This is a genomic window from Paenibacillus cucumis (ex Kampfer et al. 2016), assembly GCF_019748695.1.
In the GTDB taxonomy this organism is placed as follows: domain Bacteria; phylum Bacillota; class Bacilli; order Paenibacillales; family Paenibacillaceae; genus Paenibacillus; species Paenibacillus polysaccharolyticus.
Genome location: NZ_JACLIC010000010.1, coordinates 1 through 14,124, shown reverse-complemented (window position 1 = coordinate 14,124; position 14,124 = coordinate 1). Strand labels below are relative to the sequence as shown.

Below are 14,124 nucleotides of genomic sequence, written 5' to 3'. Positions count from 1 at the left end.
GTCTCAAAGACCTGCCGTTCTAAGCCATATGTATTATTTCCTCCCGTTCAAAACGTAAATCCTGCCGCCTTTACCATGCTGCCAATGATTCATCATCATAAGATACAGTTCGTCGATTGGCAAAGTGATACTACTTTGCGCAATACTGATGGTTGCATCCACCATATTGCTATTCGCCGCCATCAGCTTGCGCTTCATCCCGTTATGACGTTCCATAAATGCTTTCTCATCCTGCAGTTTAACCCCAATCATTTTTTGCCCCATCAGCTCATACATAAACATATGTTCAATTTCCCTCCAGGCCACTGCCCCGCCTGAGGTATAAGAGGAAGAATCGACAAACCCCTGTTCATTAATGACAAAGGAAGGTTCTTTTCGGATCATCTTTACCAGGCTATAGAAGAAACACGTGCCAAAAAAGAGGACAGACAACAGACCAAGAACACTGGATATGATGGAAGTACCTGCACCTGAAGATCGGTCAAACATCAGAAAGAATCCGGCACTCACAAAAAGCGATGCCCCTGCCGTAATCAAAGCCATTCGTTTCCTGCTCGGATATTCCACATGCTGTTCATAAGATGTATTCAAGCAAAACTTCCTCCTTCTTGTGACTAAATCATGTGCAGTTCAAAACAGGAATTGCATTGTACATTAAACCATTCGGGCTAGGCCTAAACATTTCCTGTGCGTCTATTCCTTCCTTGTAAAAAAACTTAACGTCATTTCATTCGGCAAGTTGTTGTCCTGTACTTGTCTTTCCGTTAATATAAATGGAAAGCTTAGGAAATTATCCAATCTGAATACTAGTGGGAGGACAAGCGATGAACGAGCAACGTGGCATGACATCGGAAGATTTGTACCAGCTTACATGGGTTAATGATCCGGTCCCTTCTCCTCAAGGTGGACATCTGGTGTATGTTAGCCGGCAAGTAAATGAAAAACACGATGGTTATCGCTCACACCTGAGACTACTTCATCTGGATAGTCGAAAGGACAGACCTTTCACTTCTGGAGAAAATGATCATTCCCCAGCTTGGTCGCCGGATGGGGCTCAGCTTGCTTTTATACGCGAAGTGCAGGGAAAATCCCAGGTATGGCTCATGGCTTCGGATGGCGGAGAAGCACAGCAGATCAGTCACCTGCAGCATGGCGTCAGTTCCTTCTTATGGGCGCCAGATGGCAGGACACTGCTTGTAAAGTCTTCGGTGGAAATGATAGATAAAAAACCAGATTCAACGTCCGCGGAAGGCTACAACACAGATCATAAGGAAAACTCACTGCCTCAAGAAATCATCGTGGACCGAATTCTCATGAAATCGGATAGTGGCGGATTATGGAATGGCAAACGCTCTCATCTCTTTGTTATCGCGCCAATCAGCGCAGAGGCTATTCCTGTTACGACGGGTCACTATGATATCGGGGACTATGCTTGGTCTCCGGATGGAAAACGCATCGCCTGGATTACTGAAATGCCTGAAGAGGGCGCAGATCATAGCGACTTTACGTTGACCAATCATGTGTATACATCCAGACCTGATGGATCAGATCTACAGCAACTAACCCCGGAAGGATATACCTTCTATCGGCTTAGTTATGCACCTGACGCGCAATCCCTGGCCCTTCTCGCCAGTGACCGCTCTTATGGCAATGCTACCTTGACGAAGTTGTATACACTCCCGATATCGGGTGGAACACCTGAATGCCTAAGTGCAGATTGGGATGTACAGTTGAATCATAGCCTTGTTGGTGATATGCGCTCTCACCTCGTCACGACAGGTCCGCTATATTCACGGGATGGCTCTTCCATTCTGTGTCTTGCTACGATACATGGCAGCGTGCGTATAGCTAGATTCGCATTAGATGGAAGTGGTGCCGATTACATTTTGCCAGATGAGTGCGAGATCTATCAGTTTGCAGAGCTGGCACAGGGCCAGATCGTCGCGGCTGTTGCGAATACACAACATCCCGGTGACTTGTATCTGTATGAACAACCAGGAGACCCCGGAATCGAACCTGTCCGTCTCACGAACAGTAACCCGCAGTTAGAACAGGACATTTGGCTTAGTACGCCAGAAACCTTCTGGTTTGACTCGTCGGATGGGCTACAGCTGCAAGGGTGGATCATGAAACCTCATGGCATCGTTGAGGGTGTCAAGGTTCCGACAATTCTTGAAATTCATGGCGGCCCGCATATGATGTATGGTTTTACTTTTATGCATGAGTTCCAGCTCCTTGTTGCTCAGGGCTATGCTGTGATGTATCTCAATCCGCGTGGAGGATTAGGATATGGTCAACAGTTCGTGAATGCTTGTCGGGAAGATTATGGCGGTGGGGATTACCGAGACCTGATGGAGTCTGTGGACTATGCTTTATCCCATTATGCCTTCATCGATCCATCCAGACTGGGCGTAACCGGCGGTAGCTATGGCGGGTTCATGACGAACTGGATCGTGGGACATACGAACCGCTTCAAAGCCGCTGTTACCCAGCGTTCCATCTGCAACTGGTTGTCATTCTATGGCGTCAGTGATATTGGATATTTCTTTACGGAAGATCAGATTGGCGGTAATGCATGGGAAGACACGGAAAAACTGTGGAAACATTCTCCGCTGGCTTATGTGGGCAATATGCAGACCCCACTGCTTATTCTTCATGGCGAACAGGATCTCCGCTGTCCCATTGAGCAAGCCGAGCAATTATATGTTGCACTGAAACGGCGCAAGCAAACGACCCGACTCGTTCGTTTCCCTGGAGCCAACCATGAACTATCTCGCTCCGGTAATCCACATCTGAGGGTGCGACGTTTAGAGCATATCGTCGGGTGGTTTAACGAGTATCTGTAAACCTCCCATGGAAGTTGAACGAAAAGATTGACCTAAAGACTGTTACATGGATACTCTGCACTTTGAACGCAAAAAGCCGATATGCCTGTAATCACGAATCATTACAGGCATATCGGCTTGCTTTATTTTAAGAATTAGAAAACATATGAACTTGCTTATTCTTCTCCCCAGATGACCGTAACTTCATTCAAATCCTTATCGCTTGAAGATGCGTTACCTGTGATCGTTACAGCGTACTTGCCTTCCTCACGACCTAAAATGCTGAATTCGTCAGCTTGAATATCCTCACTGTTTTGAGTCAGGTTTTTATTCTGATAATAGTTTTTGTAAGATGAAGCGAGAGTGCTCAGACTCTCCTTGGATGTATAGATCAGCACTACTTTTTTGTTTCCATCTACAACATTCTCAATCAAGCTGGTCGCTTTTGCATCCTTAGGTAATGGGAAATCTGCTGGCAAGTACTTGGATTTCACGCCTGGAGCTTGTGTGTTCGTACCTGTCGATGGAGATGTGGATTGACCGCTTCCAGTGGATGCAGACCCGCCTGATGAGCTTGAAGCACCGATGCTTACCTTATTATTCTTGGCGTCATATTTCACTTCTGTATTTAAAGCTTCAGCAATGGAGCGAGCCGGAAGGTATGTACTGCCTTGATACGTAATAGGCGCAAGTTTTTTGCCCTGATCACCTGTCGGTGTGAATTTTTGTCCGTTTACTTCAATGGCAAGTCCGTGATTCAGATAGGCTTTGATCGTTTCCAGTTGCGTACCTGCATAGACACCTGCTGATCCCGTTAACACCATCCCAAATACGCCTGCTGCAATCAACCACTTTTTGTTTTTCATGTTCCTTCGCCTCCAAAGTTCAGTATAATAAAAGATGAATATTACATATTGAATTGAATCATGAGGTTATGAAAGGTATAGTGCAGATGAATTTAGTTCATATAACAATGAACTGTATCGATAATCCTTCAACTCCCACCTCATGTTAGCCATATCATAAGTACTTGATGGCAGGTTGTAAACGATATCTCGCTAAATCAGGACTTGGGTCATATAAAAATGGTTTAGAAGTTGCGAAAATACAAGATGTATTAGATAATGATGTCTTGTTTGTAGGACGTAACAACGAATCAATGAACCAAGGAGGACTTCTTTGTTATGATAGATCAATATTTGTTTGATACACCGATTGACCGAATATCTACCGCTTCCGAGAAATGGGACGGGCTTGAGGCATTATTCGGTGTAGCAGATGCACTTCCTATGTGGGTAGCCGATATGGATTTTGCTGCTCCTCCATCTGTTATTGAAGCTTTACAGGCCAGGATGGGACACGGCATCTTTGGTTACACTCTGCGAACCGAGGCCTATCATGCAGCCGTCACAGATTGGATGCAACGCCGTCACAACTGGAAAATCCATGCGGACTGGATCGTATTCACGCCAGGGATCATACCTGCGCTCAGTATAGCGGTACAACAATTTACTTCACCAGGGGATGCTGTAGTCATCCAGACACCCGTATATCCTCCCTTCTATGATGTCGTGAGAGATCAGGACCGGGAACTCATTACGAATCCACTGATCGAAGAACATGGGAAATACACCATGGATCTGAATCATCTGGAGAGAAGTTTCCAGAATGGAAAGGTCAAAATGCTGATCCTGTGCAGTCCTCACAATCCGGTTGGACGAGTATGGAGCCGTGAGGAACTGGAGGCTCTTGCATCACTGTGTCTGAAATATAATGTGCTCATCGTATCGGATGAAATCCATGCTGATCTGGTGTATGAACGTGGAACACATACACCGCTAAGTCTGATCTCGGAAGCGATCGCAGCTCGCAGCATCATCTGCACAGCACCAAGCAAAACGTTTAATATCCCCGGATTAAGTTCATCAAACATTATCATTCCTAATGCCCAATTGCGGGAACAGTTCGCCAAAGGCGTGCGTACCATGGGGTTATCCAGTATTAGTACACTAGGAGCCGTAGCAACCGAGGCCGCTTATAACGGTGGCGAAGATTGGCTTGATCAATGTCTTGCTTATATTCGGGGCAACATGGAATACGTGCAGCAATTTATTGGGGAGCATCTGCCAGGTATCCGTCTGTACCTTCCTGAAGCCACCTATTTGTTATGGGTCGATTTCCGGGAATTAGGATTGACTCATGCGCAATTAAGCAAGAAACTGCTTCATGAGGCAGGACTCGCATTCAATAGTGGGGTTGTCTTCGGCAGAGAATATGCCGGATTCATGCGCATCAACGTAGCCTGTCCACGTGCAACAGTTGAAGAAGCTATGCTCAGATTATTAGTTCTGGCCAATAAATAAATAAATAAATAAATAAATAAATAAATAAAGGGTGTCCCAGTCGTATGTCATGTTTTTTTCATGGTGAATCGCTGTGATACCCTTTTTAAAGTGCCAATTTAACTTGAATTCTTTGTATCTTTAGTTTTCTTTTTTATGAGCCTGAATAAATTGCACGGATGCCTGTAGCGCCTGCTGCGCTGCTTCACTCCCCAGATCGAACTGGTAATCATGTCCCAGCTTCTCCGAAGATGATTGAAAAAATAATGTTTCTGTCGTGACACCTTGACGCTCTAACACTTCTGCAAGTTCAATCGATTGTACGGTCAAAGGATCATCATTACCAGAAGTAATAAATGATGGTGGAAAGGTGGCTGTGGCCTGAAGGACCGTTGACATTTCATCCAGATGTGGATCATTCTCGTATGCCTTGCTTCCCGTATATGACCATAGAAACGTTCGTATAAACGGAAAGCCTGTACTCTCGACAGTACGCAATTGATATGGCCCACAGAACAAAAGTGTACCTCTTAACTGTTCAGATTCCACTGATGGCGTTATATTCATTTGTTTTGCCAGATTGGGATTCGTAAGCAACGCCGCAGTCTGACTTGCAATCTGGGCACCAGCCGAATTACCAGCAAGAAACAGGTTGCTCGGATCACCTTGATATTCACTCACATGATCTCTGATATATGTTAGAGCCTGATTGGTTTGCATTACGGGCACAGGGTATGTCGTATTCGGCGCAAGTGCATAATTCATGCTGACCACCACATGACCACGTTTGCTTAACTGCACCGCATAATCGGCTATGTCTTTTTTATCACCCATAACCCAACCGCCGCCATGAACCCACAATATGACTGGCAAGGGTTTAGTTGCTGCGGAAGGATAATAAATGTCCAGCGTACTGTTGTTACGACCTCCATCTGCATAGGCCACATCGGTAACACGGGTTATCCCTTCCGAAATAAACGATGCCTTGTCGCTTTCATTTGTAGTAAACAATCCATTCCCTGTCTTTAGCAAAAGTACTGTTATTCTGGGTGTGAATTGTGAGCCTACTCCTACAACACCGATAATCAGGAGCAATAAACTGATGGGAATCCAGTAACGCTTTCGTTTCAAACCCGTTCTGCTCTCTATCTGCACCAGCCTGCACCTCGCTCCATGTTCAATGAATGGTTCTGTTATAGAGGTGTACGCACCAGAAAAAATCTAGTTTCTCCCATGCAATTTTCTTGCAGGATCAGGCTCATTCATTTGGATCTGTTGTGGATTTCTTGGCTTACTGTAACGTAGATCGTAGACACCTTTTGCTCTAACGTGTGAATATGTTGGCTCGCAACCGTCCATCTCTCAGCAGAAGAAACCAGGGAATTCAGGCTACTCAGCACACGTGAAGGCTCACCTTTTTTTAGGGTTTGTTTAAAGTTACGAAGCGCATCCGAGTACCGTTCTCTGGACAAACTGACTTGTTTCTTGGCCGTTTGTATCTGCTTTTTTACAGCATTTGTGCCATTTAACATCGCTCGCAGCCGCTTCACCTCCTTATTTTTCCGCTTCCGTGCTTCAGCAAGGCTCAATTTCTTCGCACGAATATCCTCACGTGCCAATTGCACCAAGGGTTTTAGCGTGTCAGCCTGTGTACGAATGGCCGAACTCCACTCTTTGCTCTGGAGAGCCTTGGAAGCAGACAATTGTTTGTTCAGTGAGCTATAAAGTTTGAATAAAGGTTCATAACGTGCCTGTGTAAGTTCCACTGACTTCTGAAGAGCAGCCAGCTTCGCTGCATCGGTATTACTGATTGCCTTTCGAAGCTGCACCAACTCAGTAGCGTTCGTTGTATGTAGTTGCTTGATCTTTTGTTCCCACATCTCTTTTTGGGAAATCCATTTCCCGGCACTTTCGTATGTCTGTAGTAAGGAACGTTCCGTTTGCGCATCTGCCTTATTCACTACTGTATTCCAGGCTTTCTGCGCAGTAACATTCAGCTCAATCCCTTCACCGTGAACTGTTGTTGCACTACATATCATTCCAATGCCGTACGTTGCAACAAACATCACACTCAATCTTCTTAAAACCGAATGTCCAACCAGTAGCTTTAACCAAAAATGAAAAAACTGCACCCACGTTGACTGCCTCTTCCACGTTTCCATTGGTTGTCGAGGCAACGTAAGTTGCTCTACCAATCGTTTCTTCTCCGGTCTTAAATACATCATCCTTCTGCACCCCTTTTTCTCAAAATTAGTATGGAAGTCCGCGACACTATTCACCCTGTATATATCCAACAATTGTTCCGTACAGCGTCCAGAGTAAGACTCCCTTGCAGTTCAAGATTCAACATCAGCGATCCGTTCGGCGAACGACAAAAAAGCACCCGCAAGTCAGGCATGTGCCTGCTCTTACGGGTGCTTCCCTCTTGAGCCGTTCCATATAAGATTCGGTGATTCAACAAATCGCTTGGATCTTCACTTTTTCAAATATATTCCACATCTTTCATTTGGTCAAGCTGAAGTAAAGAAAAATTTAAAGATCGATTAGAATGGCTCTCATACCCTCGGTAAGATCATCCTCTTCTAACATCATATAGACGTTCTGGCCTTTATTAAAATTAAGCTTGATCTGATAGAAGATACCCTGATCGGTGTAGTAACCTGATCTTTGCCGCTGGAGCAACTGGCTGATAATTTCTTTGTTCTTGGTGGCTACCTTCTTGTTTCCTTTTAGATTTTCATCTATGAATTGCGGGTCAGGATAGACATATATAGCTTTACCCGGGCTGTTAATCTCTTGTTTAATAAACTGGGCAGAAGCAACTTCATCTACAGAGACCTGCAACTGATCATACAATTTGTTCTCTTTGAGCCATGCAATTAAACGGGTGTAGGTTGGTTTAATCTCATATGTGGAGCTAAGATTAGGTTGATCCAAAATCTGCTTGGACGATAATCCATCCCGGTAATCTTGATAAACCTCAGCTGATGCATACGACTCCCAATGGGATTTTTGATCTTCATACGTTTGATCTAAAATTTCTGCTTTCAAGAGTGCCTTGAATTCACGAATGAGCTGCGGGTTACTGATGTATACAGCGCGATCACTAGTTAATCTTGACCGGATACCAATGCTGCGAACGTCATTGTCGAGTGCATAGGTTCCATAACTGACTGCTTTATAATCTTCGAAGTTTTTCATATGCTCAAACTCTTGTTGAAAACGGCTCTCTTGAACGATATATTGCCGTGATATTGTCTTTCCATTCTTCAATTTATAGTCAACCCTGACGCTCTCTTGGTCAGGTATAATCCGGCTTTGTCCCTTCTCATTCAACGTCTGACGGAAATCTACAATTTTCTGATGAAGTGCAAGAACAGCATCAATATATCCCATGTCATTAGAGTAGAATTGTTCATCATCCAGCTTTACAATCTGATTATCTACATAGATCGTATGGTCCCCGCCAATTCGAACCTTCTCGACGTTGTCTTTCGATGGCACATTTGTCGCATAACCATTCCAGTCTGCCACAGGCACGTAAAGAATAAGTGCAGTTGCAATTCCATATACAGCAAAATGTGGTAATAAGCTACTGTTCCAGATCAGCCAGGTTTTGCGAATGATCATCTCAGCTCCAATATAGCCCGCAACGCCTCCGATAATATACCCTGCAACGCCCCATATCCCGGAATCGCCTGGGGAAATCATTGAAAAATATGCACCACTAAGCAACACAACCGTGAACATAAATCCAAAACGGAAGATTGGTTTTACAATGCGAAATGCGATGGCTTGGGTTGCCGATTCTACATGGCGCTTACGGTAAAAGAGATACGATAGAACGATCATAAGTACGGTCATCCCAGCGTAAATACTCAGTTCGCCCCATCCAGGAATCGCATAACTGAAACTGCTGACGCGGGAAATAGGAGAAATCGTCTCGATTTTGAATCGGAAAATGTTTTCCGGATAACCAAACAGATAATGCTTCAGATGCAGTCCAAAGACTCCCCAGAAAATCAAAGGAATCAGGCTGATGCCATATACAGTCAGACCCTGTAGAATAGATTGCCCGATACACATCCCTACCGCAACTGTCAGCGTAAACATGAAGAGAGAGACAATGCTTATGGTTACTCCCCACATCCAGATTGCACTGTCGTTAAAAACATAAGCGGGTTCATTCAGAGCTACGGACACCCACTTGGTAACTCCAGCCGTAATCCAGATGGGGACCAGAATCATTACATATCCGGTCATCAGGTTCATCGTGAGCAAATGTCTACGCTTCAGCGGCAGGCTGTGATATACATCCGCAGGCCCCCCTGCTTGAATGTAACGGAACAGGAACAAAGCCATCACAACCGGCACCGTAATTGCAAGAAACCAATGAAACTCCCCGTTTACTTTAAATAGAGTACTAATGTCCTCCGTATAATCTCGATACTCTGTGCCGATAAATAGCGGAAGCGTTAATAATAACAAGAGATAAACAATACCAAGCCATCCGTGCTGCCTGAAATTTTGGTACAGGATACCGCGGTTAAAGTATAATCGGTTGAATGTCATACCCGGCACCCTCCATTTCATAGATAAAAATCTCCTCCAGTGTCAGCGGCAACACATCCAGCAGATACGGATCATGCAAACGAAATTGCGCCGTAACATCTTCACGATGACCTTTAACAATATACAAAGAGACACTTCCTCTTTTTTCTTCATGCATAATATGAACCTGTTCTTTCAATAAATCAGCATGATCCGGGTGGCGGAAGGCAACCTGAATCTTGTGTGTATCAGCCTTAAGGTCATCCAGATCCTTCTGCACGATAATTTGGCCTTTGTGCATAATGGCTACATGATCACAGAGATCTTCAATCTCCCGCAAATTGTGGGAGGAGATGATAATCGTCACCTGACGCTCCGCCGCTTCCTGGAACAAGAGGTTTTTGATCTGCTGGCGCATGACAGGGTCGAGTCCATCAATCGGTTCATCCATAAGCAACACCTCAGGCATACAGCTGAGTCCCAGCCATACCGCAGCCTGACGGCGCATGCCTTTGGACATGCGATGAAGCTTGCGTTTTACATCTAATTTGAAGACAGCCCCGAGTTGGTTGAAACGTTCCTCACTCCAGCTTGGATAGATTGAGCGGTAGAATGCAGCCATATGCGTAATCGAAGATTGCGGGAAAAAGTTTGGTGAATCTGCCATGAAAATAGTGCGGCCTTTCAGGTCTAAATTTTCGTATACCTCGGCTCCGTTAATGCGCACTGTTCCACGGTCTTGACGATAAATACCGGCAATGATTTTGAGCAACGATGTTTTGCCTGCCCCGTTGGAACCGAGTAAACCATAGATCGACCCCTTATTTATGTACATTGTTACGCCATCGACAGCCTTTTCCTGTTCAAAAGCTTTAACGACTTGATTCAGCTCAATCATGGGGCACCTCCTTCTCTATACGGGCCATCGCTTCTTCGAATAAAAGAGTCATCTCCGCCTTGGATAAACCGGAAAACGAAGCTTCGGCAATCAGTTTCACCAAGGATTCTCTGATCTCGTCTTTCATAGCCTCCTTCGGATGTTCCACAGATGGTGATACGAAACTTCCTTTACCCTGCACGGAATAAATATAACCTTCTCGCTCAAGCTCACGGTATGCCTTCTGAATTGTATTCGGGTTCACGGTGAGCTGTGTTGATAATGACCGAACGGAAGGAAGCTGCTCATCGGGTTTCAGAATACCGTATACGATCATTTCTTTGACTTTATCCACCAGTTGCTCATAGATCGCCTTCCGGCTACGTACATCCAATTCGAACATCCCGCACCTCCTTTCTTAACTTAGTATGTCGCCTTGCTTGTTTTGCTGTTAGTGTACTCTCAGTGTACTACCTGTACTACTATTAATAATACAGTTAATACAGTTTGTCAATCTTTAACTTTAACTCCATGCCTGAATTCGGGAATAGCAAAATGTATATAAAACCAATCCATATGGTATAGTTGACATATAAAAAGAACGCAAAAAAACGATCATGTTATTTTTTAAAAAATCAGAGGGATATTCCTTTGGGCTGGTGCGAACATGTTCTAAACTGGACTTGGTACGAATAAGCTCGAAAGATTGTTTTGCACCTGCTCCTTCGTTATGATGAGTTACAATGGCTTAGTATGAGTTAGGATGAATTAAAGATGAGGTATGAAAAGGTATGACGAGATATGAACAAGGTCAGTGAGGGTGAGATAGAGAGGTAGTTATGAGTTAGAGAAGTGATGAGTTAAAATGATAGAATGAGTTAGGATGAGTTAGGGTGGGTTAGTGTGAGGTGGGAAGAGCTAAGATGGGATGAGTTAGAGTCAGTGTGAGTGTGATGAGTGAGTGTGAGTAATAGTAAGGTGGAAAGTTTTCATTTTGCTATTCGCTATTCGCTGTTCCGGCTTTCGGAAAGGACATGATCGTGTTTGTAACTTGTCCACTTGTCGTGTACATTTGGGGATTTTGTTTATCAAAAGGTGGACACTTTTCTTAAAAGAACACACTTCACCTACCAACCTACATATAGATCAAAAATAACAATTTTGATTTTCCCATCTATATATGGTGTTACAATCATTAGCGGAGGGACATGCTCTTTTGGAGAGTACTGTCCACTCTTTGAAAGACAAAAAGAATGAATTTGTTTCCATACAGTGGACATTTATATACGTATAAGTGTATGGTTACGAGTTTGAGTTCGGGTTATGTGTGTGTATGCAAACGAATGATGAATTTTTGCAAAATACTAAAGTAGATAGCCTTCTAAACACTATCCGTATGCATGCTGGGCTTGGCAACGCCGATCTATCTACTATTACAATTAAAATCGAGGTAAACAACTCATGAACATAACAAAAGGTACGATTTCTGATAAGGCCGCTTCTACAGCCGCTCTCTCCGCTTCTTCACGCATACTGATTGTAACGGCTGTGGACGCGGAAAAAGACGCCATCCTTCGAGGCTTGGGTGATCATGCCGCAGCACAGTTTGATGTTATTGCAGCGGGCGTTGGCCCTGCCTCGGCCGCTGCCGGAACTGCCGCTGCGCTAGCTTTCGCTTCAGCAGCGGCACGTGAACTGGCGCACGGCAAGGCCGCGCCAGAGGAACTTGATGCGGCGCAAGGCACTGCCGCATCTTCAGGGCCGGGGCCCGTTGCCGGGACCGGCGCCAGATCATCAGCCTATGGGCTGGTGATCAGTGCCGGCATCGGCGGCGGGTTCCCCGGCCGGGCGGACGTCGGCTCCCTCGTGGTAGCCGACGCCATGGTTGCAGCCGATCTGGGCTCGCAGACGCCAGACGGCTTCCTCTCTGTGGACGAGCTCGGATTCGGCTCGTCCCGTGTGGCGGCGGACGCGGTGCTTGCCGCGCGCCTGCGCCATGAGCTGCAGCGGGCAGGGCTCGCTGTCAGCGGAGGCACTGCGGTCACCGTGTCCACGGCGACCGGAACCGCGCAGACGGCCGCGGAGCTGTTGCGCCGCGTGCCGGATGCTGCCGCCGAAGGCATGGAAGGCTTCGGCGTAGCAACAGCTGCGCAGCAGTTCGGCCTGCCGGTGCTCGAACTGCGCGGCATATCTAACGCGGTCGGTCCACGCGACCGCGACGCTTGGCGCATCAAGGATGCCCTGGATGCGCTCCAGGCAGCAAGTTCTATTTTACGGGAGGTTATCACATCATGAATATTGCTTTTTCCCCTTGTCCTAACGATACTTTTATCTTTCACGCTTGGGTACACGGTCTAATTCCTGGTGCACCTGAGCTTGAAGTCCGCTATGCGGATATCGATATAACGAACGGTCTTGCTGCAAGTCCAATTGGACCAGACATTCCGGAAGTGATGAAAATCTCTTATGCGGCGCTACCTTATGTATTGGAAAACTATGCTTTATTACCTGCTGGCGGTGCTCTGGGCAGAGGCTGCGGCCCTTTGGTTTTAACAGCTGATGGAACAACTGACCCGTCATACCTGTCTGGACGACGTGTTGCCGTACCAAGCGAGCGCTCGACAGCCTATCTGTTATTCCGTCTATGGGCCGCGCAAAATGTTCCCGGCGGTGTAGGTGAAATTGTTGTCATGCCTTTTGATAAAATTATGCCTGCCGTTCGTGATGGTCAAATCGATGCCGGGCTGGTTATCCATGAAGCACGTTTTACGTACCAAAACTATAACTTGCAACTGATGACTGACCTTGGTAACTGGTGGGAAAATGACACAGGCTTGCCGATTCCGCTCGGTGCCATTATTGCCCGCCGCGATCTGGATGCTCACGCTTTGGCGGGCTGGGCACGTGCCTCTGTGGAGTACGCTTGGGCTCATCCTGAAGAATCCCAAGCATATGTCATGGAGCATGCACAGGAGATGGATCCCAACGTAGCCGCTCAACATATCGACCTGTACGTCAACGAATTCAGTGCTAATTTGGGTGAAGACGGTTATGCTGCGATTACGGCCCTGCTTGGTCGTGCCATGCAAGAAAAACTGGTTCCTGAATTCGACCTGAACTTGCTAAAAATCTAACCTTCACGTTGCAATGCTCTCTATCGGCTGGTATTGGAATGTTTCCATGTTGTTTAACTCTGAACTTAGCCGGAGCTACTACTCCTTAAGGTTTTGACCTATCTTTTATGTACCGTCTATCTCTAACGATCCTGACAGACCTTATTTGACTCATTTTTGCAGTCTGCAAATTCTAACGATCACCAGAAACCTTATTTAGCCGAAAATGGTCCTTTTTCATCTCAATCTGGTCTATTTCGGTGAAATAGCGTTCCTACTGGACCAATGTCAAGAAAGTAGACACTTACGCGACGGATTTGTCCGTAAACTTCTTCGCAAAACGAGTAGGGGAAAGATAACCTAGCGCACCATGCATTCGCTTGTGGTTGTAATAGAACTCAATGTACTGGTAAATG

Annotated in this window: 11 protein-coding genes; 4 read left to right on the top strand and 7 right to left on the bottom strand. The window is 45.7% G+C overall.

Annotated features, from left to right (window positions below; translation table 11 throughout):
- Window positions 1-33 precede the first annotated feature (33 nt).
- A complete protein-coding gene (locus tag H7T88_RS06450; RefSeq protein ID WP_221787704.1) occupies window positions 34-591 on the bottom strand; it encodes an STM3941 family protein in 558 nt (185 codons plus the stop codon).
- A 233-nt stretch (window positions 592-824) separates the two neighbouring features.
- Between H7T88_RS06450 and H7T88_RS06445 the strand changes: the two genes are divergently transcribed.
- Window positions 825-2,846 carry an alpha/beta hydrolase family protein gene (locus H7T88_RS06445; RefSeq protein WP_221787703.1) on the top strand — a complete coding sequence of 674 codons (2,022 nt, stop codon included), beginning with the start codon at window positions 825-827 and terminating at the stop codon, window positions 2,844-2,846.
- A 155-nt stretch (window positions 2,847-3,001) separates the two neighbouring features.
- Here H7T88_RS06445 and H7T88_RS06440 read toward each other — a convergent pair whose 3' ends face one another.
- Window positions 3,002-3,691, bottom strand: coding sequence for a stalk domain-containing protein (locus H7T88_RS06440; RefSeq protein ID WP_154890726.1), 690 nt, complete (start codon window positions 3,689-3,691; stop codon window positions 3,002-3,004).
- A 318-nt stretch (window positions 3,692-4,009) separates the two neighbouring features.
- Between H7T88_RS06440 and H7T88_RS06435 the strand changes: the two genes are divergently transcribed.
- Window positions 4,010-5,188, top strand: coding sequence for a MalY/PatB family protein (locus H7T88_RS06435; protein WP_221787702.1), 1,179 nt, complete (start codon window positions 4,010-4,012; stop codon window positions 5,186-5,188).
- A gap of 120 nt (window positions 5,189-5,308) precedes the next feature.
- Here the strand turns inward: H7T88_RS06435 and H7T88_RS06430 are convergent, their stop codons facing one another.
- From H7T88_RS06430 to H7T88_RS06410, 5 genes are all read right to left on the bottom strand, one after another.
- The gene (locus H7T88_RS06430; protein WP_186809740.1) at window positions 5,309-6,298 is read right to left on the bottom strand and encodes an alpha/beta hydrolase; all 990 of its coding nucleotides are present in this window, start codon (window positions 6,296-6,298) and stop codon (window positions 5,309-5,311) included.
- 131 nt (window positions 6,299-6,429) lie between these two features.
- Window positions 6,430-7,392 carry a hypothetical protein gene (locus H7T88_RS06425; RefSeq protein WP_154890723.1) on the bottom strand — a complete coding sequence of 321 codons (963 nt, stop codon included), beginning with the start codon at window positions 7,390-7,392 and terminating at the stop codon, window positions 6,430-6,432.
- 307 nt (window positions 7,393-7,699) lie between these two features.
- Window positions 7,700-9,760: a hypothetical protein gene (locus H7T88_RS06420; RefSeq protein ID WP_221787701.1), complete on the bottom strand. Its 2,061-nt coding sequence runs from the start codon at window positions 9,758-9,760 to the stop codon at window positions 7,700-7,702.
- Window positions 9,714-10,616, bottom strand: a complete 903-nt coding sequence (locus H7T88_RS06415) for an ABC transporter ATP-binding protein (protein WP_154890721.1) — start codon at window positions 10,614-10,616, stop codon at window positions 9,714-9,716. The genes H7T88_RS06420 and H7T88_RS06415 overlap by 47 nt, the downstream gene beginning before the upstream one ends.
- Window positions 10,609-10,998, bottom strand: coding sequence for a GntR family transcriptional regulator (locus H7T88_RS06410; protein WP_090917764.1), 390 nt, complete (start codon window positions 10,996-10,998; stop codon window positions 10,609-10,611). The genes H7T88_RS06415 and H7T88_RS06410 overlap by 8 nt, the downstream gene beginning before the upstream one ends.
- Window positions 10,999-12,056: 1,058 nt before the next feature.
- On the opposite strand from H7T88_RS06410, the gene H7T88_RS06405 reads away from it, so the two are divergent.
- Together H7T88_RS06405 and H7T88_RS06400 are read left to right on the top strand one after the other, a co-directional pair.
- Window positions 12,057-12,890, top strand: coding sequence for a futalosine hydrolase (locus H7T88_RS06405; RefSeq protein ID WP_221787700.1), 834 nt, complete (start codon window positions 12,057-12,059; stop codon window positions 12,888-12,890).
- Window positions 12,887-13,729, top strand: a complete 843-nt coding sequence (locus H7T88_RS06400; RefSeq protein WP_221787699.1) for a 1,4-dihydroxy-6-naphtoate synthase — start codon at window positions 12,887-12,889, stop codon at window positions 13,727-13,729. The genes H7T88_RS06405 and H7T88_RS06400 overlap by 4 nt, the downstream gene beginning before the upstream one ends.
- Window positions 13,730-14,124 lie beyond the last annotated feature (395 nt).